The organism is Mammaliicoccus sp. B-M6, assembly GCF_022386965.1.
Taxonomy (GTDB): Bacteria; Bacillota; Bacilli; order Staphylococcales; family Staphylococcaceae; genus Mammaliicoccus; species Mammaliicoccus sciuri_A.
This window is the reverse complement of record NZ_JAJNHJ010000018.1, coordinates 18,527-41,403: the sequence shown is the minus strand read 5'-3', so window position 1 is coordinate 41,403 and position 22,877 is coordinate 18,527. Positions and strand designations below refer to the sequence as shown.

The 22,877-nt window shown below is 33.1% G+C and carries 21 protein-coding genes and 1 riboswitch; of the genes, 7 read left to right on the top strand and 14 right to left on the bottom strand.

Annotated features, from left to right (window positions below; all coding sequences use genetic code 11):
• Positions 1-51 precede the first annotated feature (51 nt).
• Positions 52-498 (bottom strand): MarR family winged helix-turn-helix transcriptional regulator, encoded by a 447-nt coding sequence (locus tag LQ693_RS08230; RefSeq protein ID WP_119475226.1) that lies wholly within the window; start codon positions 496-498, stop codon positions 52-54.
• Between the two features lie 214 nt (positions 499-712).
• Here LQ693_RS08230 and LQ693_RS08225 point away from each other — a divergent pair, with 214 nt between their 5' ends.
• Positions 713-2,356: an alpha-keto acid decarboxylase family protein gene (locus tag LQ693_RS08225; protein ID WP_103361803.1), complete on the top strand. Its 1,644-nt coding sequence runs from the start codon at positions 713-715 to the stop codon at positions 2,354-2,356.
• 46 nt (positions 2,357-2,402) lie between these two features.
• On the opposite strand, the gene LQ693_RS08220 is transcribed toward LQ693_RS08225, so the two are convergent.
• Positions 2,403-2,987, bottom strand: coding sequence for a LysE family translocator (locus LQ693_RS08220; RefSeq protein WP_103361802.1), 585 nt, complete (start codon positions 2,985-2,987; stop codon positions 2,403-2,405).
• Positions 2,988-3,143: 156 nt separating this feature from the next.
• Here LQ693_RS08220 and LQ693_RS08215 point away from each other — a divergent pair, with 156 nt between their 5' ends.
• Positions 3,144-4,022 (top strand): nuclease-related domain-containing protein, encoded by an 879-nt coding sequence (locus LQ693_RS08215; protein ID WP_239703156.1) that lies wholly within the window; start codon positions 3,144-3,146, stop codon positions 4,020-4,022.
• Positions 4,023-4,251: 229 nt separating this feature from the next.
• Here LQ693_RS08215 and LQ693_RS08210 read toward each other — a convergent pair whose 3' ends face one another.
• The 8 genes from LQ693_RS08210 to LQ693_RS08175 form a co-directional block, all read right to left on the bottom strand.
• On the bottom strand, positions 4,252-5,289 hold the full coding sequence (locus LQ693_RS08210; protein WP_103361800.1) for a galactitol-1-phosphate 5-dehydrogenase: 1,038 nt from the start codon (positions 5,287-5,289) through the stop codon (positions 4,252-4,254).
• A gap of 26 nt (positions 5,290-5,315) precedes the next feature.
• Positions 5,316-5,474: a hypothetical protein gene (locus tag LQ693_RS08205; RefSeq protein WP_088592136.1), complete on the bottom strand. Its 159-nt coding sequence runs from the start codon at positions 5,472-5,474 to the stop codon at positions 5,316-5,318.
• A gap of 41 nt (positions 5,475-5,515) precedes the next feature.
• Positions 5,516-6,547 carry a zinc-binding dehydrogenase gene (locus tag LQ693_RS08200; protein ID WP_103361799.1) on the bottom strand — a complete coding sequence of 344 codons (1,032 nt, stop codon included), beginning with the start codon at positions 6,545-6,547 and terminating at the stop codon, positions 5,516-5,518.
• Positions 6,548-6,567: 20 nt separating this feature from the next.
• The gene (locus LQ693_RS08195) at positions 6,568-7,827 is read right to left on the bottom strand and encodes a PTS galactitol transporter subunit IIC (protein ID WP_025906970.1); all 1,260 of its coding nucleotides are present in this window, start codon (positions 7,825-7,827) and stop codon (positions 6,568-6,570) included.
• 84 nt (positions 7,828-7,911) lie between these two features.
• Positions 7,912-8,190, bottom strand: coding sequence for a PTS sugar transporter subunit IIB (locus tag LQ693_RS08190; RefSeq protein WP_037590477.1), 279 nt, complete (start codon positions 8,188-8,190; stop codon positions 7,912-7,914).
• A gap of 57 nt (positions 8,191-8,247) precedes the next feature.
• Positions 8,248-8,715 carry a PTS sugar transporter subunit IIA gene (locus LQ693_RS08185; RefSeq protein WP_037590476.1) on the bottom strand — a complete coding sequence of 156 codons (468 nt, stop codon included), beginning with the start codon at positions 8,713-8,715 and terminating at the stop codon, positions 8,248-8,250.
• Between the two features lie 19 nt (positions 8,716-8,734).
• Positions 8,735-10,720 carry a BglG family transcription antiterminator gene (locus tag LQ693_RS08180; protein ID WP_239703155.1) on the bottom strand — a complete coding sequence of 662 codons (1,986 nt, stop codon included), beginning with the start codon at positions 10,718-10,720 and terminating at the stop codon, positions 8,735-8,737.
• Positions 10,721-11,067: 347 nt separating this feature from the next.
• The gene (locus tag LQ693_RS08175) at positions 11,068-12,696 is read right to left on the bottom strand and encodes an APC family permease (protein ID WP_119475230.1); all 1,629 of its coding nucleotides are present in this window, start codon (positions 12,694-12,696) and stop codon (positions 11,068-11,070) included.
• Between the two features lie 288 nt (positions 12,697-12,984).
• On the opposite strand from LQ693_RS08175, the gene LQ693_RS08170 reads away from it, so the two are divergent.
• A complete protein-coding gene (locus tag LQ693_RS08170) occupies positions 12,985-13,695 on the top strand; it encodes a MerR family transcriptional regulator (protein WP_107590791.1) in 711 nt (236 codons plus the stop codon).
• A 70-nt stretch (positions 13,696-13,765) separates the two neighbouring features.
• Here LQ693_RS08170 and isaB read toward each other — a convergent pair whose 3' ends face one another.
• The gene (gene isaB, locus LQ693_RS08165; RefSeq protein WP_107590790.1) at positions 13,766-14,272 is read right to left on the bottom strand and encodes an immunodominant staphylococcal antigen IsaB family protein; all 507 of its coding nucleotides are present in this window, start codon (positions 14,270-14,272) and stop codon (positions 13,766-13,768) included.
• A gap of 368 nt (positions 14,273-14,640) precedes the next feature.
• Positions 14,641-14,746: riboswitch (SAM riboswitch) on the top strand.
• A gap of 81 nt (positions 14,747-14,827) precedes the next feature.
• Between isaB and LQ693_RS08160 the strand changes: the two genes are divergently transcribed.
• The 3 genes from LQ693_RS08160 (at position 14,828) to LQ693_RS08150 (ending at position 18,562) form a co-directional block, all read left to right on the top strand.
• Positions 14,828-15,643: a MetQ/NlpA family ABC transporter substrate-binding protein gene (locus tag LQ693_RS08160; protein WP_204172457.1), complete on the top strand. Its 816-nt coding sequence runs from the start codon at positions 14,828-14,830 to the stop codon at positions 15,641-15,643.
• A gap of 200 nt (positions 15,644-15,843) precedes the next feature.
• Entirely contained in the window at positions 15,844-17,112 is a 1,269-nt protein-coding gene (locus tag LQ693_RS08155) for a pyruvate MFS transporter (protein ID WP_107590789.1), read from the top strand.
• Between the two features lie 130 nt (positions 17,113-17,242).
• Entirely contained in the window at positions 17,243-18,562 is a 1,320-nt protein-coding gene (locus LQ693_RS08150) for an Nramp family divalent metal transporter (RefSeq protein WP_107590788.1), read from the top strand.
• A 25-nt stretch (positions 18,563-18,587) separates the two neighbouring features.
• Here LQ693_RS08150 and LQ693_RS08145 read toward each other — a convergent pair whose 3' ends face one another.
• On the bottom strand, positions 18,588-19,178 hold the full coding sequence (locus LQ693_RS08145; RefSeq protein WP_239703154.1) for a TetR/AcrR family transcriptional regulator: 591 nt from the start codon (positions 19,176-19,178) through the stop codon (positions 18,588-18,590).
• A gap of 126 nt (positions 19,179-19,304) precedes the next feature.
• Here LQ693_RS08145 and LQ693_RS08140 point away from each other — a divergent pair, with 126 nt between their 5' ends.
• Entirely contained in the window at positions 19,305-20,750 is a 1,446-nt protein-coding gene (locus tag LQ693_RS08140; protein ID WP_239703153.1) for a CoA transferase, read from the top strand.
• Positions 20,751-20,944: 194 nt separating this feature from the next.
• Here LQ693_RS08140 and LQ693_RS08135 read toward each other — a convergent pair whose 3' ends face one another.
• Positions 20,945-21,232 carry a putative quinol monooxygenase gene (locus LQ693_RS08135; protein WP_037590620.1) on the bottom strand — a complete coding sequence of 96 codons (288 nt, stop codon included), beginning with the start codon at positions 21,230-21,232 and terminating at the stop codon, positions 20,945-20,947.
• Between the two features lie 97 nt (positions 21,233-21,329).
• Entirely contained in the window at positions 21,330-22,709 is a 1,380-nt protein-coding gene (locus LQ693_RS08130; protein ID WP_037590619.1) for an amino acid permease, read from the bottom strand.
• Positions 22,710-22,877 lie beyond the last annotated feature (168 nt).

Here is a 22,877-nt window from a genome sequence, read left to right as displayed (position 1 = left end):
GTATATAAAGAAAGGGAGCCGGACGTGTTGTCCAGCTCCCTTTTTTGATTGCTATTCTTTCGGTTTAATAGATTTAACATTTTTAAATCCGCTTTTCATACTTGCAAGGTGTTCCATGAAATCGTGCCACTCTGTACCAGCTTCTTCAAACGTTTGCTGTAATAATTCATTTTGTGCTTGGTTTAATTTATGAACTAATGCACTACCTTCTTCAGTAGTATATAAATGTTTTACACGTCTATCGTTATCAGAGTCTACATATCTAATTAATTTTTTCTCTTTTAATTTTTTTAATGAAGCGTGAGAAGCTTGTTTAGATATTTCAAGTGTATCTAATAAATCTTTAATTGTTATACCTGGCATTTGATCTATAAAAAATAAAAATCTATGATGTTGTCTGTTCATGCCATGATTTTTAATAATATCGTCAGCTGTATTGATAAATGTTTTGTATGCGAAATAAAAAAGCATATGATCATAATTGTTTTTATTATCCATTGTGTCGACTCCTTTTCAACTATTATAAAGGATAGTTGTTAAAAATTCATTTTTAGGTCAATGATGTTGACTTAATTTTAAAGTAGGTATATACTAAGAATTGTTATAGGGATTATTAAACATTTGATATTTAATCAAAGGTTTATTTTTTACATTAATAGGTCAACTATATTGACTTAAATTGATTCGTAAAAATAGAAAAGGAGAATCGGATATGAAAAAACGTGTTGGGGAATATTTAATGGATTCATTAAGTACAGTAGGGGTAGAAAAAGTATTTGGTGTTCCTGGAGATTTTAATTTAGCATTTTTAGACGATATCGTAAGTAGAGAAGATATGGAATGGGTAGGCAATACGAATGAATTAAATGCAAGTTATGCTGCGGATGGATATGCAAGAATGAATGGTATTAGTGCAATGGTCACTACATTTGGCGTTGGTGAACTAAGTGCAGTTAATGGTATTGCCGGATCATATGCAGAACGCGTGCCAGTAATAGCTATTACAGGTGCACCAACAACAGTTGTTGAAGAAGCGGGTAAATATGTTCACCATTCATTAGGTGAAGGTAAGTTTGATAGTTATAGAAAAATGTTTAAAGAAATTACAACTGCTCAAGGTTATATTACAGTAGAAAATGCTCAGACTGAAATTCCAAGATTAATAAATGCAGCATTAGCTGAAAAAAGACCTGTCCATATACATTTACCTATCGATGTAGCACAAGCAGAAATTGAAGTTGAAGAAGACTTCAAACCAGCAGAAATGATCAATCAAGATGTTTCACATTACATTGAAATGGTACAACAAAAATTAAAAACAGCTCAGCAACCAGTTATCATTACTGGACATGAAATTAATAGCTTTAAATTACATGATGAATTAGAACGCTTTGTAGAACAAACACAAATTCCAGTTGCACAACTTTCTTTAGGTAAAGGTGCATTTAATGAAGAAAGTCGTTATTATATGGGCATTTATGATGGTAGTATTGCAGAAGAAGAAATTAGAAATTATGTAGATAACAGTGATGCTATTTTAAATATTGGAGCTAAATTAACAGATTCAGCAACTGCAGGTTATTCTTATGGATTTGATATTGATGATGTCGTGATGATCAATCACTTAGATTTCAAATTAAATGATACAACTTCATCAGAATTTACATTACCAAGTTTAATGAACGGATTACTTGATATTGAATTTAAAAATGCAACAAATTTCCCAGAAAATAATCGTCCTGAAAAAGGTGATTACACAGTTGATAATGCGCCACTTACACAAGAAACTTACTTTAAAATGATGCAAGATTTTATCGGATTAGATGATATCATCTTAGCAGAACAAGGTACTTCATTCTTCGGTGCGTATGATCTTAACTTATACAAAGACAATACATTTATTGGACAACCATTATGGGGATCAATCGGTTATACATTGCCAGCAACAATCGGCACACAAATGTCTAATTTATATAGAAGAAATATATTATTAATCGGTGATGGTTCATTACAATTAACAGCACAAGATATATCAACAATGATTAGAAACGACCTTAAACCCGTTATTTTTGTTATTAATAATGATGGATACACAGTTGAAAGAAAAATCCACGGTGAACACCAAGTTTATAATGATATTCAAATGTGGGACTACAAAATGTTACCAGCCGTATTTGGTGGTAAAGATACAGTAGCCGTTCACGACGTAGAAACATCAGCCGATTTAGAAAATGTATTCTTAAAAATTAACAAGGAACCAAATCAAATGCATTTCATAGAAGTTAAAATGGGCGTATCAGACGCACCAGAAAAACTAGACGCAATCGGACAAGCATTCTCTAAACAAAATAGTTAATACAAAACCCCCCTAAACCATTAATCATGGATTAGGGGGAAATTTTTTATGTGAAGAGGATGGATATGGCAGTATAAACGAGAAGTAGTGCCATTATGATATTAAATGCTAATTCATATTGATTAATAAACTTTTTAAAGATTGAACCAAAGACACTCCAACTGAATGAGGATAGAAATCCGATGAGTGCTAAATATGTAATTAAGATGATTTGGATAGAGAAATGTTCAAAGTTTGGAGTTATAAATGCCGCCACTACACTTAACGCATAAATCACACCTTTAGGATTTACAAACTGTAACAACATACCAAATTTAATATTATTGTATCTATTACTAAACGATTGAGCATCAGTACCTTTGCTCGTTCCAATTTTGTATGCTAAATAAAGTAAGTAAATTGCCCCGAGAATCTTCATATATAATTGGATTTTAGGGAATAGGTGGTACAAAGCAGAACTAAAGAAATTAGATACAAGGAGTAATAAAAAGAAGCCAAGCGCAACACCAATACAGAATCTTACTGTACCTCTTAGACCAGTTTGTTTAGAATAATATAAAGACATAATGTTATTTGGCCCAGGCGTGAAACTAGAAACAATCGCATAAATCGTCATAGATAATAAAGTCATATAAAACGCCCCTTCAAATTAAACTATTGAGAGTATTGTATCTTTAGAAGAAAGGATTGTAAATGGTTGGTGGTGGGGGAGAGAAAGAGAATATTTTAGTTTATATTTTCCTGCGCATTCTCTATAATAATTGTAAAGAATTATGGAGGTGCATCGATGAACAGTCAAACATACTTACTGGCTCTCAAAAATCGTATCATTCAAGATAAACTTGATGAAGATACGAGGAACTATATTAAAGGTCTGGAGGGTGAACTTTTCATTAAAGATATTCTTGATGAACATCCAGATCTTCATTATTTATATGATTTTCATATAAACTACAAAAATCGCGTTCAAATTGATTTCTTAATTGTAACGGATGATGCTATATGTCACTGTGAGGTTAAGCATTATTCTGGAGATTATACGATTAAAGATGGTCAGCTTATGAACGAATTTGGAAACATGTTTTATACACCTTTTCAACAACTGCGACGAGCCAATCACGAATTGAATCATTTAATATCCCATTTGAATATCAACAAACCCTTACATTCCTATCTTATTTTTTCAAACCCCAAATTTACTTTAAAAGGTACAATGCCTAATCAATTCAATATCCTATTACCAACAGAATTACACAAACTTAAATATATGTTTAAAAATAATCATACTATAGAAAATGCTAATATCTTACATATGTTTCAACAAGAGCATAGTGACTTTTCACATCTTTATAACAATATTAAAAAAGTCCCAATGTCTAGTTTAAGACCAGGATTGAAATGCCCGAAATGTAAAAGATTGAATACAGTTGAGGTAGAAGAACGAAAGAAAAACCTGAAATGTAGATTATGTGATTTCAAAGACATAAGACAAAATGTGTATTTGTTTAATTTATTAGAACTTAATTTGTGTAAAGGGGAGCCTTTTACTTTATCAGAAGCTCAAAAATGGTGTGAGGTGGAGAATAAATATACTATAAAAAGGGTGTGTGAAAAATATTTTAGAAGTACAAATAAGAATCCAAAAAAATACTATAAAAATCAATAAAACAGCAGTGAACATTGCAAGAGGAGGCTGACTAGCAATATTGGAGGGATGAACATTGCAAGACAGCCCCAACTAGCAACATAGAACCAACAAACATTGCAATTTTGCCCAACCAGAACACCCTGAACCAGCTCCAATCCCTCAACCCCCAATCCCCAACCAAAAAACAGGGGCGCACATGGCGCCCCTGTTCCTTCTTAAGGTATTATTGATATATGGTTATGTTTATTTATGGGTGGAAGATTACTTTATCGTACTGTTTCTTTCTGTTTACTAAGTTATCAAATGTTTCTGGTCCTTTTGATAAAGGAAGTACATCGGAGATAATGGGTTTTACATCAATTTCTCCTGTAGACATATAATGTAATGTAGCTGCCCATTCTTCTCCTGGGAATGGGGCGGATAAACCGTTCCATGAACCTATAACATTAAGCTCATTTCTTAATATCTTTTCGAAATGTTGACGATGAATCTCGATATCTGAATATGGAATACCTAATAGTAAGACTTCGCCACCTTTAGTTGGTAAGGTAAGTACTTGTCCTATCGTAAACGGTGATCCTGCTGATTCAACAGCAACATCAATTTTTTCAGGTATTGCAGCTATAGCTTCATCTAAGTCTGTTTCTTTAGAATTAAGCGTATAATCCGCGCCGAGTTCCTTAGCGATTTCTAATTTATGGTCATCAATATCTATTGCGATTATTTTAGCTGCTCCAAATATTTTCGACCATTGAATGGCCAGTAACCCGATGCTTCCACATCCCATGACCGCTACAGTAGCACCCGGTTTCATACGTGTTCTGTAAAATCCATGTGCAACGACTGCAGAAGGTTCGACCATTGCTGCAGTATCTAAATCTACATTGTCTGGTACTTTAAGTACATTGCTTGCTGGGAGTTTAACATATTCTGCAAAACAACCAGGTTCATATGATCCAATCACATATAAATTTTCACAACGTGAGTATTCGCCTTTTTCACAGTAATGGCATTGGTGGCATACGACAGCAGGGCATCCTGTTACAGCATCTCCGACATTTAACCCTGATACGTCACTACCAACTTCCTCAACAATTCCTGAAAATTCATGTCCGAACGTCATACCTTGTTTGTAAGGTCCAAGCTTTTTGTAGCGGGAGGTATCTGATCCACAGATACCCGTTGCTTTAACTTTAATAATGACATCATTCGGTGCATCTATCTTTGGTACAGCTGTTTCTTCAAATCTTAAATCTTCAATACCATATAAATTTAAGGCTTTCAAAAGTAATATCCTCCCCTCTATTTATATTATGAGGTTTGTTCAGAAGTAACTTTCTTCTTCTTGAAAAGTTTAGAACCGAAATAACTTAAGAAGACAGCACTATTACATACGAGTAAATTATCCATATAGAATTGCGTAATACCTCTCATTGGCCCAAGCATAAAATCTAACATGTGTTCAACCATAATCAACATTCTCCTTTTTTATCTTTTAAAAGATTATTTGTTTATTCGATAGGGCGAAGTAATACTTTAATACCTTCGCCGCCTTTAATGTGATTGTAACCTTCCTCCCATTCAGTAATATCAAGCTCAGCAGTAACGAGTGCTTCTGCATTTACTTGTCCAGTACTCATGAGTTGTAATGATGGTTCCCAATCGGCAGGTTTCTGACTTCTACTACCAACAACTCTAATTTCTTTTTGAACGATTTTTTCTAAATCAAAAGGTATTTCGGGATCTTTAAAAATACCAACTTGAACATATAGACCTTTTTTGCGTAATAGATCAAGACCTTGTTTAGCAGCAGGTACAGCGCCTGAACATTCTAATACAACATCTGCACCGTATCCGTCTGTAATGTTATTAACATATTCTTTTAAGTCTGTATGTTGAATATTCACAACATGATCTAAATTTAATTCTTCTGCTTTTGCTAAACGCGCTTTATCGTTATCTAAACCAGTTATAACGACTTTGCCACCTTTACTTTTAACGACTTGTGCAACGAGCAGGCCAATTGGACCTGGTCCCATAACAACAACCGTATCACCTTGATTAATTTCAATTTTAGATACTGCGTGATGTGCACAAGCAAGTGGTTCAGTCATTGAAGCGGCTTTATATGAAACATTGTCAGGTAACTTGTGAACACTTGCTGCTCTTGCTACAAGATATTGTGTGAAGCCACCGTTTTGTTGTGTACCTAAACCTTTACGATGATTACATAAATTGTAGTCTCCAGATTGACAGTATTCACATTCACCACAAATATAATATGTTGTTTCAGATGTTACACGATCACCAATTTCGAATCCTTCAACTTTATCACCAAGCTCAACGATTTCTCCAGAAAATTCATGGCCAAGTGTTACAGGGAAGTTTACATTGTAATGACCTTCATAAGTGTGGACATCTGTACCACAAATACCGGCATAATGAACTTTTATTTTTATCTCATTTTCATTTGGTTCTGGAAATTCTTTATCTAAAATTTCTAAATTACCAAAACCAGGTGCTGTTTTTACTAATGCTTTCATTTAAAGTCATCCCCTTAATGTTAGTTGAACAATGCAAAGAACTTGAAGATAATATAGTTTAAGATGTTACCACCTTGGTCAAGACTTGAGATTTGTGAAGATCCTGATGGCATTTTCACATTAGTACCGTCAGCCATGCTTGTGAAGATAGGTGCTACATCTGTTGCGATGTATAGTGAAATTGCAATCATAATTGTACCTACGATAACTGAATGTATGATGTTACCTCGTGCTGCACCTACGATAAATGCGACGATAAATGGAATTGTTGCTAAGTCACCAAAAGGTAATACTTGGTTACCTGGTAAAATAACAGCTAATAATACAGTTACAGGTACTAAGATTAAAGCAGTTGAGATAACAGCTGGGTGACCTAATGCAACCGCAGCATCTAAACCGATATAAATTTCACGATCTCCAAAGCGTTTGTTTAACCATGTACGAGCTGATTCTGATACAGGCATTAAACCTTCCATAAGAATCTTAACCATACGAGGCATTAAGACCATAACAGCAGCCATTGACATACCTAAGTTAATAACGTCACCAGCGTTGTAGCCAGCTAATAAACCGATTGCTAAACCAAGTACTAAACCAACAAATATAGATTCACCGAAAGCGCCGAAACGTTTTTGAATTGTATCTGGGTCAGCATTTAATTTGTTAATACCAGGCACTTTTTGAAGACCTTTAACAAGGAAGATACCAGGTACATAAGAAATCGTACTACCAGTTGCAATAGATACACCTGGTAAATCATAGAATTTACTCATCATTGGCGCAGTCCAGTCTGCTACTTTTAAGCAGACGATTTGGAATAATGCAGCTGCAACTAATGATTGCCAAATGCTTCCTGAAACGGCATAAACCATTGCACCACAGAATGTATAGTGCCAGAAATTCCAAATATCAACGTTCATTGTTTTAGTTGTTTTAGTTAATAACATGATGACATTAATCACAATACCTAAAGGAATAATAAATGCAGCGATAACAGATGCCCATGCAATTGATGATGTAGCAGGCCAACCTACATCGATTACATTTAAACTTACGCCTAAATTTTTAACCATTGCTTGTGCTGCTGGTCCTAAATTGTTAACAAGTAAATCAATTACTAAGAAAATACCTACGAAGGCAACACCAATCGTTAAACCAGATCTAAATGCTGCGCCAACTTTCTGTCTGAAAAATAACCCTAATAAGAATATGACAATCGGTAAAATTACCGTTGCACCTAAATCAAGAAATGCTTGAATAAAATTTACAAAACCATTCATTCCCTACACCATCCTCTTTTTAGAAGAATGAGGATGAAATATGATTTATTCCAACCTCATGCTAGTTTTTAATTTTGAATTTGTTTAACTTTGTAAAGCGTCTAAAATTTCTTTCTTAGTATCTTCAACACCAATTCCTGTTAAGAAGTTACGTGCGTTAATAACTGGGAATTTGTATTCTTTTTGTGTCATTGCTGTTGTTACTAATAAATCAGCTGTATCAGCGTATGCACCAACTTCAGAGATTTTTATTTGTTTTAAATCTACTTTAATGTTGTGTTCTTTAGCCATTTCCTCAATTGCGTTGTTAACCACAGTTGACGTTGCGATTCCTGCTCCACATGCTACTAATACTTGTTTCATAATAATTTCCTCCTAATTTGAGTCGATGTGTACATCGAACTCTTCCTGTTAATTTTTTTATACTTCGCTTAATTCTTTATCTATTGCATCTACAATTGTTTGTTTATCTTGTGCATTGGCAATCAATTCAAGTAATTGATCGTTTTGGAAGATTCCCATTAGTTTTTGTAATAATGATAGTTGAGCATCTTCTTTATCCATTGCTAACATGAATATTAATTTCACATCTGTTGTTTCTTCAATTTCTCCCATAATGACAAATGGAACGGTTTCTTTTAGTACTGCAATACCTATTGATCTCGTCTGAACGTGTTGTATGTCGGTATGTGGGATTGCCACTGAGCAATATACAGTTGGTAAACCAGTTGCAAATGACTTTTCTCTTTCTATCACTGCGTCTTTGTAAGTGTCTTTAACATAATTATTTTGATACATAACATCTGACAACTTACTCAACGCTTCAACATTCGTCTTAGCTTCTAAATCTAGAATGACGTTAGAAGCATCGATCTTTAAATCTTGCATATTATGCAACCCCTTTGACTTAATCTATTTTTGAAAAGTGTTGAATGATTTTATATACATCAATTTTTGAATCTGTTTGAACAATTTGTTGTATAGCTTCATCGTCTTGAGACATATCTCTCAGTTGTAGTAGTGGTCTTAAATGTTTGAACTTATCTGTAGCAGCGATTGCTACGAAGATATGAACTTTTAATCCAGTACTCAACTTGAGTGGCTCTTTAAGAATCAACATACTCATTGCAGTTCTATGAACGACTTGATCACCATCAGCATGAGGGATTGCGATATTTTGGTTAATAACCATATACGTTTCATCAAATGCTGCATGCATCTTATCTATATAAAGCGGGTCGACATATTTCATTCTTACTAACGGATTAGCCGTTAATTGAATGGCTTCTTCAATATCAGCTACACGCTCTACAAAATTGATAAGATTGGTTGGTAATAAATCTTGTAAGTTCAAAGTACTATTAATAGATAATGTCGATGCTTTAACTGATGAATATGCATACGTATCTTCAAATTGTGCTTTTACGATTTTGAAAAGCTCAGATTCATTATGAATTGTTGCATGTTCTCTAATAGCCGAAATCATTTTTTCGACTTGTATTTCTGTTTCCATCGTATTATTTAATTGACCGAATACATGTTGTCGTAGTTCATGTTTTTCTTGAGCAGTTAATATCGTTTTCGTGATATACAATTTTTTAGGTGTCATGATATGCATCGGTGAAAAGACGATATCAAAGTCTAATTCATACTGATTGAAATCACGTAATGACAATGCATCAAGGAATATAAATTCAGGGAATACACTTCGCAACTCTTGTAACATGAGCTGAGAAATGGATGTACCTTGTGTACAAACAACGACTGCTTTTACTTTTTGTTCAATTTCTTCATCTTGCCTTCTTAAACTGCCACCAATCAGTATGGTTAAATAAGCAATCTCATTTTCGGGTAATGATTGCCCGAAGAACTTCTCTAAAGGTTTTGAAGATAATTTAACGAGATGAAAGAGTTCTTTATAATCTTCTTTTAAGGAATTTTCCAAACCTTCTACATCAGATAATTGATATCGAATTCTATAAAAAGCAGGTTCCATATGAAGCATTAATTGGTTAATCAAAGAATCTCGATCTTTAAATTTAATAAAAGTAATTTTTTCAAATTGAACAATCATGTCTATAAGTGCCTTTTTGAGTTCTGGGATATGTTGAACATCACTGACATCTGACCACTGAACACTCGTTGACAACAACTGTAAAGTAATAAATAACTTTTCTTGTCTCGGAATATTTGGATAGTTCGATGTCAAAATTTCTGTTGCTTGATATTCTTTCGTATCCGATAAATCGTCATATCCTATAGAAAATGATGAAACAATTTTGTCATGCTTAATTCTTCGTAAAATTAAATAAAGTTTATAAGGTAATGTTTGTGTACTTTGATCAATGAATTTCCTGTCTAAATATTGTTCGATTTTAGTGATTTGTTTATTGATTAATTCAATTTTTTCATCAATAATACTTAAACTTTTGACGATATCAGACTGAGCAATATGCATTGTAAAGACTTTATCGATGAGCCTCATAAGAAGCCTTCGAATTTCAAATTCACTACCAGCTAAGTAATAACCATTTGTACGACTATATTTCAGATTAACTTCGTATGGTTGTAAAAGTTCTTTCAATTTCTTAATATCATTTAGAATCGTATTTTTACTGACTTCTAAATCAATTGAGAAGTGATTTAATGAAAGACCTTCTTCTTCACTAAACAACATCAATAAAATGAGGTGTGCACGTTGGTATGCGGTATATACCTGCTCATTCTCTTGATAGGTGGATTCAATTGGAACATTAAGAAAATCTTTAATGGTGTCATCAACGATAAAATAACCTTGGCTAGTTCGTTCGATTTCCGGATAATCATGTTCTTTAAACCAGTCATTTAACTTTTGAATCCTGTACCCAAGTTGTCTTCGTGAAATGTTAAACATTGATTCTAAGTCTTTGCCTTTTACTTTTGGATTTTTTATCATTTCTGAAATGATATTAAAGTTTTCTTTTTGTATTTTGAATACCTCCTTTGTTGTTAGTCATAATTTAACACAAGTCATCAAAGAGTTGTACAAGCTTTAATCACAAATGTTATTAACTTTTGTGTACACCTTTGTGATTATACTGATATGACAACGTTTGTAAGACACAACGAATAATTCGAAATGCATGAATATTATTAAAATTGAATACATAGTAGATTTAACTTAAGTAAGAAAAGGGGTAAAAAGGGGATAAGTACATAAAAAAAGCAATCGCTCGATTAGCGATTGCTTTTAATTAATCATTATTCTTGTGATTCATCTGGTAAGTTTTCTTTCATTTTTTTATTAATTTTCTTCGCGCGTTTGAAATAAATACCTTCAAAGTAGCTTGTTGTACCTAATTTATAGAATACTAGTGCAACAACTGCAATGACGATGAAATCATATGGGTAGTGAATCCAATTAAGTCCGTTAAATTCTTTACTTCCGATAAATGATAAGAAAGCAAGAATCATAAGGTATGCGATGATCCAAATACTACCACCAATTTGTTTTTTAGTATTTGTCCAATTTGTCTTATATTCATAGAAGAAGTAAATTGGTAAACCTAAAATGATAATAAATATAACTTGTGCTGTTGTTGGCCACATAGCCCAATATATTGCGAGTGATGCAACAACGAATGAAAATGGCGCCATAAAGCCAAGCATTTTCGCACGGAATGGTCTATGCATATTCGGTGCCATTTTTCTTAATGAAATAACAGTTGTTGGACCAGTTAAATATGCAACAAGTGTTGCTGTAGAGATAACACTTGCTAATACTGCCCAATCTCTAAATAATGAAACCATGATCATACTGACAATAGCGTTAAATACAATTGCGACACGTGGAATGTTGTATTTTTCGTTCATAGAACCTAAGAATTTAGGAATATGACCATTTTTCTCCATTGCACGTAATACACGACCAGTAATCGCTACGAATGAAACACCTGTACCAAATGGTGATACAACGGCTTCTAAATATAATAGAATAGCTAACCAGTTTAATCCTAATATGATGGCTAAGTTAGCAAATGGTGAGTCGAAATTAATACCGCTCCAACCACCACTTTCAGAAAGCATGTCTGCTGGCATAGATGTAATAAATGTACTTTGTAAAATAATATATAATGCAGCACTTAAAGAAAGTGAAATTAATATACCTTTATATATATTCTTTTCAGGATTTTGAATTTCAGATCCCATATTAATAATTGTTTGGAATGCATTAAATGAGAATATAATACCAGACGCTGTAGTAGCAGCAAATATTGGTGCACTACCATACGGCATAAATTCTCCTATTGATGAACCATAGTTTCCTGTATCAAATCCAGAAATAATTAACATAATAATCGTTACAAGTGGCACTCCTAATTTAAAGAATGATATTAAACTTGTAAATGATGTTAATAGTTTAACTGACCAATAATTTAATAATGAGAAAATAATAATGATAATAAATACTGCAAATAATCCAATATTACTAATTGAACCATCATGCATAAGTTGGCTAGTAGGTTTAGCCCAATCCCATGGCCAAGAGCTGATGTATTGAACAGCTGATACAGCCTCGATAGGGATAATCGTTACTAATGATACCCAGTTAGCCCATGATGCTATGAAACCAAGCAGTGAACCATGTGTATACTGCGCGTAGTTACTCATACCACCAGATTGTGGGAACATTGTTCCAATTTCAATATAGTTATAAGCTATCGATCCTATAACAATAAAGCCTATTACCCAAGATATAATTGCGGCAGGACCTGCAATTGATGATGCTTCCCATGCCCCAAATAACCATCCAGAACCGATTAAAGAACCAAGTCCTAATAGTACGAGTTGGGTCAAGTTAATTTTTTTGTTTTCGTTATGATTACTCATCCAATCTCCCATTCTAATTTTTTAATCAATTTTTGTTTGTTTTTATTGTTAAATTTAAAGCACGGGACAATATTATACGCTTATAAAATTAATAGTCAAATTCCGTTGTAAATATCGAGCGTTTTCAAATCGCTGTACACACCAGTTTTATAGGAATGAAAGGTTTTTAGAGTTCCGGCAGTCTGACCGGCTATAAAGTAAATTAATTAGTATTTTTAAGTTGCTTGTGACGCTACGTCATAAAATAGAATATAAGTATAAAAACCAATAATACAAGGAGTGGTTAGTATGAAAATGACTACAGGCGAAGTAGCTAAGAGATGTCATGTAACAGTTCGGACAGTACAGTATTACGATAAGAAAGGCATTGTCAGCCCAAGTGAAACATCTGAGAATAATAGAAGATTATATACAGAAGCGGATTTAAATCAATTAAAGATTGTATTGATTTTGAAAGATATGAATTTTTCTTTGAAAGAAATTAAAGAATTGTTGAAATCAAATGAGTCTATCAACACACTCAATGTACTGTTAAGTGAAAAAATCATTGAACTAGAGGAAAATATTCGAAACGAAAGTGACCAACTGAGACAAATTCAATTTATTAGAAAGAATATAAGTGAAGAAAGTGAATATCCAGTATCTAATATCTTAAATTTACAAAATAAATCTAAAAAGCATCAACTAATGAAAAAATTCCGAAGCAAATTTATGTTAGTATCTATGATTGTCGGCATTGGTCAATATACAAGCATTGCCATGGCGATAACACAGAAAAAATGGAAACCAGTTATCATCGTTTATCCATTCGTACTATTGTATGCAGTATTTGCTGTTAAAAAATACTATGCTGTTGTAAGTTACTTATGTCCAAATTGCCAAAATGAATTTAAACCGATCTTCTCAGAATGGTTCAAATCTAATCATACGTATCAAACAAGAAAGCTATTATGTCCTCATTGTAATGTAGAAAGTTTTTGTATCGAGACACATGAATAATGAAAAAGAGCGAGATAGAACGCTGTGGAATCAGAATTCTATCTCGCTTATTTTAATATGAATTTATCAATTATTGAGGTATAACACCAATTTCCATATGAACTAAATAACCATCTTTATCAAAAGAGGCGAGGTAATGTTGATTTAAAGTACCATATTTTAAATATTGGTCTCCTTCATCAACTAGCATCGTTGCTTCGTGTGCTTTTTTAAATTCAGACTTTGTAACAACACCAGATTTAACATCAAACATGATTGTACCAACTTTACCATTGTCGTCTTTTAATATTGTCGTGTCATAGACTTTAGATGAATGACCACCAGTGCCTGTTTTAGCATCATATTCCGTTTGGTAACCATTAATCGTTACATTATCTGCATAAAGTGCTTCTACAAAATCATAATCTAATACAAAGGACGGGTTATTATATGTGTAGCCATCATAGTTATACCAAGGTGTTGTTTCTGACTCTGAATTTGCTGCAATAGCTTGATCAGAATTTTCGACAGCTGACACACCAAGTAATAAACTCGTCGATAACGCAGTCGTACCAATTAACTGATAAACTTTCTTCAATGTCTCCACTCCCTTTAATAGATATAACAATCCTTTGGCTAAGTGACAAAAAAAGTTTGTAATATTACACTACCCGGTATAAAAGAAGATAATCAAATCGTGAAGAAGGTGGGTTTGTTATTTAGAATGAGGCAAGATGTTAGTTAAAGGTGGAGTAAACACACGAGATTGAGAAACATGTGAGTTAAAGAAGTAGTAAAATCACAAGTTCATCCAAGATATTCCTAAATTCCAAATTATCCCACCAACTCACATATCTTATTGCCATTATCACCACCATCCAATCCAATACCACTCATTCATCAGTGTAAAATTTTAAATTGACTAATCTTGAGTACGATGATAGGATTAATAAAAATAATAAAAGACTCTTATCAAGAGTGGCTGAGGGATGTGCCCTATGAAGCCCAGCAACCTTCTATTTGGAAAGGTGCTAATTCACATAAAGTTTGTCTAAACTTTTGAAGATGAGAGGAGGTTTATCTAACTTTCTCTAATTTTTTAGAGGAAGTTTTTTTATTTTTAATTTTATATCGGAAAGAGGCGTGTATACATATGAGTAAATTCGTAAAGTTTGTTAGTTTTATCGGTATTATTTTATTATTAGCTGCGTGTGGAAAGTCTAGTGGAAGTGAAAATACAAAGATTACGGTTGCTGCTTCTCCGGCTCCGCATGGTGATGTCGTTGAACATGCGAAAGAAAAAATGAAAGAAAAAGGTTATGACTTAGAAGTTAAAACAGTGAATGATTATAAAGTACCTAACAAATTATTAGATAAAGGTGATGTTGATGCAAATCTATTTCAACATGTGCCTTATTTAAAAGCTGAAAAAGCAACACATGGATATAAAATTGAAGAGGTAGGAAAAGTTTTCACAACGCCAATGGGTGTTTATAGTAAAAAACATAAAGATTTGAAACACTTACCAGATGGCGGAACAATATACGTGTCTAACAACCCAGCTGAAGAAGGAAGATTTTTATCATTCTTTGTTAATGAAGGATTGATCAAAATAGATCCAAAAGTGAAAATTGAAGATGCCAAATTTGATGATATTATAGAAAATAAAAAGAATTTGAACTTTAATAATAAACAAGGTGCAGAATTTTTACCTAAGACATATAACAGTGGTGAAGGCGATTTAGTCATTATGAATTCAAACTATGCAATTGATAACGGACTGAATCCAGTGAAAGATTCGATAGCTATTGAAGATAAGTCATCACCATTTGCGAATATATTAGCTGTAAAAGAAGGACATAAAAATGATAAGAAATTCCAAGAACTTCTGAAAGTACTACAGTCTAAAGAAATGAAGAAATATATTAAAGATGAATATGGCGATAATGTTATCCCATATGAAAAGTAATAATACAATGAACCCAGGCATATGTCTGTGTTTTAATATTATATATTTGTGTATTTATTCACAATTAAATAATATTATAAATCTTTAAAATTTATGTTGTAAGCGTTTCCTGTTTGTGCTATATTCAACTTATTAATAAATAGAGTCATCATATGACCACATGAATTAGAAGGGAAATTAATTAAGAAAGTTGGATATTTATGAAAGAAAAAAGAACTAATATAAGATGGTTTTTTGCAATTGCATTCTTTATTATAGGGATTATCGCATATATGGATCGTTCAAACATCTCTATTATCGCCGGACCTATGATGGAAGATTTAAATATGAACAAAGCTCAATTCGGGCTTTTAGCTTCATTCTTCTCACTTGGTTATGCATTAATGCAAGTACCTTCAGGGATATTAGCTGAAAAGTTTGGTCCTAAGAAAATGTTAACAATCGCATTATTATGGTGGAGTGCTTTCACAATTCTTACAGGTATTGTGAAAAATCATGGTTTACTATACTTAGTACGTTTCTTATTTGGTGTAGGTGAAGCGCCTATGTACCCATCAAATGCTGTATTTAATAGTTACTGGTTTAATAAGAATGAAAAAGGTCGTGCATCTTCTGCATTATTAGCAGGTTCATACTTCGGTCCAGTAATCGCACCAATCGTTACAATCGCAATTATGAACGCGTTTGGTTGGCAAGCAGTATTCTATATTTTCGGTTTAATCGGTATTGTAATTGCGATCTTATGGGTGATTATCGCTAAAGATTTACCAGAACAACATAAAATGGTTAATGAAGCAGAAAAAAGATTTATTATGGAAACACGTGACGTTGTAGATACAGGTAAAACAACTGCACCTTGGAATGTATTCTTCAAACGTTTCAGTTTCTATGCAATTGCAGCACAATATTTCGTTGTACAATTTGTCATCACATTATTCTTAATTTGGTTACCAACTTATATTCACGAAGAATATCATGTAGAATTTAAACAAATGGGCTTTATCGCTGGTGCTCCTTGGTTAGCAATGTTTATATTGATTATGCTAGGTGGTACAATTTCAGATAAGATTTTATCTACAGGTAAATCTAAATTTGTTGCACGTGGTGTAATCGCAATTTCTGGATTTGTAGTATTCTGTATATCACTATACTTTGCGTTAGCTACAGATAATTTATATATGAATATTTTCTGGTTATCTTTATGTCTTGGTGGTGTAGGTTTATCAATGGGTATGAGCTGGGCAACTGCTACAGATTTAGGACGTAACTTCTCTGGTACAGTTTCAGGTTGGATGAACTTATGGGGCAATATTGGTGCATTATTAAGTCCAATTTTAGCTGGTTTATTAGCAGATAAAATTGGTTGGACAATGACACTACAATTAATGATGGTTCCAGTAGCATTCGCAATCATCATGTGGTTCTTTATTAAACCTGACAATCCTTTAGTAAAAGAAGAAAATGTATAATATTTTAAGGGTCTAAGGCATGTTATGTGCTTTGGATTCTTTTTTTATAACAAAAAGTTTAGGTTGCCCTAATTAAAATGTTTACAAATTAAATAAATAGGTATATCCTCTTGATATAGAGGTGTTAGACATGGGCAAAAGTTTAGAAGAAATTAATAGTACGGTCTCTTTTGATGCTGAAGCAAATGCTTTTAGAAAGTTCCTAATGTATTTAGGTCCTGGCTTGCTTGTAGCAGTCGGATATATGGATCCGGGTAACTGGATTACTTCTATGTCTGGTGGGGCTCAGTACGGTTATATATTATTATTTGTGATTTTAATATCTAGTTTATCTGCTATGCTGTTACAAAGCATGTGTGCAAGATTAGGTATAGCAAGTGGGATGGATTTAGCACAAGTTACGGAGCATATGACTAATAAATCTTTAGGTGTATTTGCTTGGATTTTAGCTGAATTAGCTATTATGGCAACTGATATTGCTGAAGTAATTGGTAGTGCGATTGCTTTAAATTTACTATTTAACATTCCATTGACTTTAGGGGTAACGATCACAGTATTAGATGTTTTACTTTTACTTTTAATTATTAAACTCGGATTTAGAAAAATAGAAGCAATTGTCGGTGTGCTTATATTTACAGTTCTTATTATCTTTATGTTTGAAGTGTATCTTTCTTCACCGGATGCTAGTTCGTTAATGGCAGGATTTTTACCAAGTTCTGAAATTGTTACGAATAAAGGCGCTTTATATATTGCGTTAGGTATTATTGGTGCAACGATTATGCCACATAACTTATATTTACATTCATCAATCGTTCAGTCTAGAAATTATGAAAGAACAGATAAAGGTAAAAAAAGTGCGATTAAATATGCAACAATCGATTCTAATATTCAATTAACAATTGCGTTTATTATTAACTGTTTATTATTAGTATTAGGCGCAGCATTATTCTTTGGTAGTCATGAAGCTTTAGGAAGATTCTTTGATTTATATGATGCTTTAAGCCACTCTCATGTAGGCGGTGCAATAGGTGGCGCTGTTATGAGTACACTGTTTGCTATAGCATTATTAGCTTCAGGACAAAATTCTACAATAACTGGTACATTATCAGGACAAATTGTTATGGAAGGTTTCTTGAAAATTAAACTTAAACCATGGGTACGTAGAATCATTACAAGAGTTATCGCAGTTATACCAGTATTTCTTTGTTTATGGTTATACGGATCAAGCGATACAAAAATAGAAGATTTATTAATTTTCACACAAGTATTTTTAAGTTTAGCTTTACCATATAGTATTATTCCATTAATTATGGCAACAAGTAATCCAAACATCATGGGTAAACAATTCGTCAATAAAAGATGGGTTAATATTATATCTTGGATACTCGCAGTTGTTCTAAGTGTGCTAAATATCTATTTAATTGTAGAAACAATATCAGAATTTATGTAGTTCATTTAAAGCCAAGGCAATGATTTTATTGCCTTGGCTTTTTTTCTGCGTCTATTAATAATTTGATAGGACCTGTCGAATTAAGTGTGGTTAATCTTTGTGCCATTTCATCAGGTGGTGTGTCTAATGCTCTAATGACCCAACCTTGTATCATGCCTGCATATGCTGACGCAACGTATTCAGCGACAATGTCTTTATCTAATATCATGTCATTTTGAACGCCAGTATCTTCAAAAAAGATAATATATCTTTGATGAATATGATTTTTAAGTAAAATATAGAAATTAGGATAGTGTTTGAACATCGTTTGATAGAAATACGCGTTATGAGATATATGGCTAAAGATATTATTAGCGATATAGAATTGTGATTCGCTAATGCTATGATGTTTTAAATAAAATTTATAAGGCTCACCGAATAGTAGTTGAAAGTAACTTGATATCGTATGAGACATTAATACTTCAATTGATGGATAATGTCTATAAAATGTTGAACGATTGATTTCAGCTTCTTCACATAACTTTTTAACTGTTATGGATTGAATGCTCGTTGTATTTAAACATGTTAATAATGCATTCTGAATTTTGTTTCTGGATTGTTTTTGTTTCTTGTCCAAACTGTTCACCTTCTTATGAATGCAACATAATTAGAAAATGTGTTGCTTCTCTCATTTTACACACATTGTTTTTTAAAGTCGAACATTTTTATAATAATAATATGAAAAATATTGGAGGAGAACAAATTGAAACAAGATGCCGAAATGTTGAAAGAAACGTTGTTAAATAATAAACAGAATAGAGTAACTGACGACCACTTTGATTTAAATGCAGCTTTAGAAGAAATTCTTAATTCAGTTGGTTATACGACTGCAGATAGTGGTGGTAACGTTACATTCTATGGTAAAGATCCAGTGTTACCAAGTACATTACGAATTGCTGGATTAGCAGGGTTAGGTTTGGCGGCTAAATCAGTTGCTTTAGCGCATTTATGGCAAGTTCGAGGCGGTAAAGGACAAGACATTCATGTCGATATTAGAAAAGCATTAAAAAGATTATCACCTTTTTACGAACGAAAATGGGAAACATTAAATGGATTTCCTGCAAAAGGTCAAGAAGATCCACATACACCATTTAGATTTAATTTTTATGAAACGAAAGATAATAGATGGGTAATGCCATTAGACCCTTATCCAAATGCTAAAGAACATGTATTGGATTTATTAGATTGTCGTGGAACGAAAGAAGCGGGTTCTAAAAAAGGTATCGTTATGCCGCTCGTGCGCTCTGTTGAAGAGTTTGTTGAAGAAGAACAGTTTAAATATATTGCAGAAACAGAACTCATTGAAATTAAGAAAATAGGAGAATCTGAACCGATACCATTCACTGAGAACCCAGAACAACCATTAAGTGGTATAAGAGCATTAGGAATGGGACATGTTATAGCAGGAGCAGGACTCGGTAGAGGTTTAGCATTACACGGAGCAGACGTACTCAATGTTTGGCGACCAACTGAGTTAGAAGTAGAAACAATGTATTTAACTTCTAATGTAGGAATGCGTTCAACTTATTTAGATATTACAAATCAACAGTCACATAGAGATAAATTTGATGAATTATTAAGTGATGCAGATATATTCTTCATCAATAAAAGACATGGATTTATGGAAAAATATAATGTGACAGCTGAAGCATTAGCAGAGAAGAAACCAGGTATCATACATGCGTCTGTTAATTTACATGGACATGCTGGACCATGGTCAGATAGAAATGGATTTGATCAGACGGCAGGAAGTGTCACAGGTGTCATGAGTTTAGAAGGAACAGATGAACAACCTGCATTGCCACCGATTGTTGTTGTAAATGATTATGTTATTTCATGGTTGTTAGAACTCGGTACAATTAAAGCATTAGAAAGACGAACAGTAGAAGGCGGTAGTTATAGTGTATCTGTATCATTAAGTAAAGTGTCTGCGTATTTAATGTCTTTAGGTATATTTGATAAAGCATATGCACAAGAAGTAGCAAATAGTAATGAAGAACACCGTGCCGTAGCACCAGAACAATTTGAAGCAGAAACACCACTTGGAACATATGTAGGTGTAACAGATCAAGTAGAAATGAGTGAAACACCAGGACACTACGATACAGTATTGATGGTCAGAGGATCAGATAAACCAGCATGGAAGTAGAAAGTGGTGCTGTTAGGGACAGAATTCGGAGAAGTGTCTCTAAGTGAGCGCCCACCTAATTACCAGAATTCGAAATAATGGAAGTTAGCTCAACATAATCACACAAAAAAATAAGCATATCACTTTTCTGAGTTTCTCAGATAAGTGATATGCTTATTCGTTTATTTATAGAGTTCTTTAGCTACGAATAGCTTCTATTCTTTGCTTGCACTTACTTTAATATCTGAAGGTCCGGCTAATAATGGTTTCACACTTTTAATAAATTGTTGGAAGTGCTCGCTATTATTATGTGCTTCTATAGCTTCTTGGTTTTCCCAAATTTCATACATTAAATAAGTATTGTCTGACTCAGTTGATTTGAAGTGTTCGTAACCGATGTTTCCTGTTTCTTGTCTTGATGATGCTACTAAATCTTTAATCAATGCTTCATATTGTTCAACTGCTTGTGCTTGAACTTCAAACTTCGCATTTATGATTAACATAAGATAACCTCTTTCTCTCTATCAATTTGATTTCTATATTTGAATCATGACAGAAAGCGATAGAATTGTAAATTTTGAAATCTTGGAATTGAAAATTTTATTTGGTTCTTAATTTTGAGTGTCTTATTCCATACGTGAAGTACATGATAATTCCTAAAATAAACCATATAATAAATGCTATCCAAGTTGTACGTGTTAAGTTTGTCATCAAATATAAACAGATGATAAAGGATACGATTGGTAATACAGGATATAAAGGTACATTAAAGCCTTCTGATGGTAATGTACGATTTCTTCTTAAGAACAGAACGCCTATTGAAACGGTACAAAATGCAAATAATGTACCGATATTAATTAATGAAGCGAGTTCTGATAAAGGTACAAGACCTGATACGATTCCCATAGATAATGTGAGTATGACAGTATTTTGTACGGGAGTTTGCTTTTGATTCGTTTTAGAGAATACTTTTGGAAGTAAACCATCTCTACTCATTGCGAAAATTAAACGTGTTCCACCATAAGACATGACGAAGATCACTGTTGTCATACCAACGATTGCACCTAGTGACAGGAATCCAGCAATCCAATTTTGATTAATGGACTGTAATGCATAAGCAACTGGCGCGCCGACACCTTCTAAATTTTGATAAGGTACGACACCTGTGAGTACAGCTGAAACAATAATGTATAAAATGGTACAAATCGTTAATGCACCAATAATTCCGATTGGCATGTTCTTTTGAGGATTTTTAACTTCTTCAGCTGCAGACGATACTGCATCAAATCCAATATATGCAAAGAACACCATTGAAGCACCTGTTAACACACCATTGAAACCAAATGGTAAGAACGGACTCCAATTATCAGGTTTAACGTAAAAAATACCTACTATTATAAAGAGTAGGACAACCATTATTTTAACAATAACCATAATATTATTGATGCGCGTAGATTCTTTTACGCCAATAATTAATAATGCGCCAATGATCATAATGATAATAAATGCTGGTAAATCAAAATAATGACCACTAGAAGGGTCATATGAACCAGATAAAGCTTTTACGACATGGATATTCATACCAGATAATAAGTTAACAACATATGAAGACCAGCCACTTGCGACTGCTGCAATTGCTAAGCCATATTCAAGTAATAATGCCCAACCTAATATCCAAGCAATACCTTCACCAAAAACATAATAACTATATGTATAGGCACTACCAGCTTGTGGAATTTTTGATGAAAATTCAGAATAACATAAAGCTGCTAAACCACAGCCGATTGCAGCGATAATAAATGAAAGCATAATTCCAGGTCCGGTTATTGTTGAGGAGATTTCACCAGGCAAGATGAAAATACCACTACCAACAACAGCTCCGACTCCAAGCATGGTTAAATCAAAAGCGCCGAGTGTTTTTTTAAGTTTTTTATTTGATTGAGAAGAAAGGTGTTCTTTCTTCTTGAAAAATTGATTCATGTTGCACCTCCGGCAGACAATTATACAGAGATTTGTCTAAAAATTCTATATGTTTAAATAATTCTATTAGTGTAATTTTGTTTTAAAAAAGGAATTATTATGTATTTAATTTGAAAATTTAGTGAATTATAAATAAAATATGATAAAAGTTATAAAAAAATTAAATTA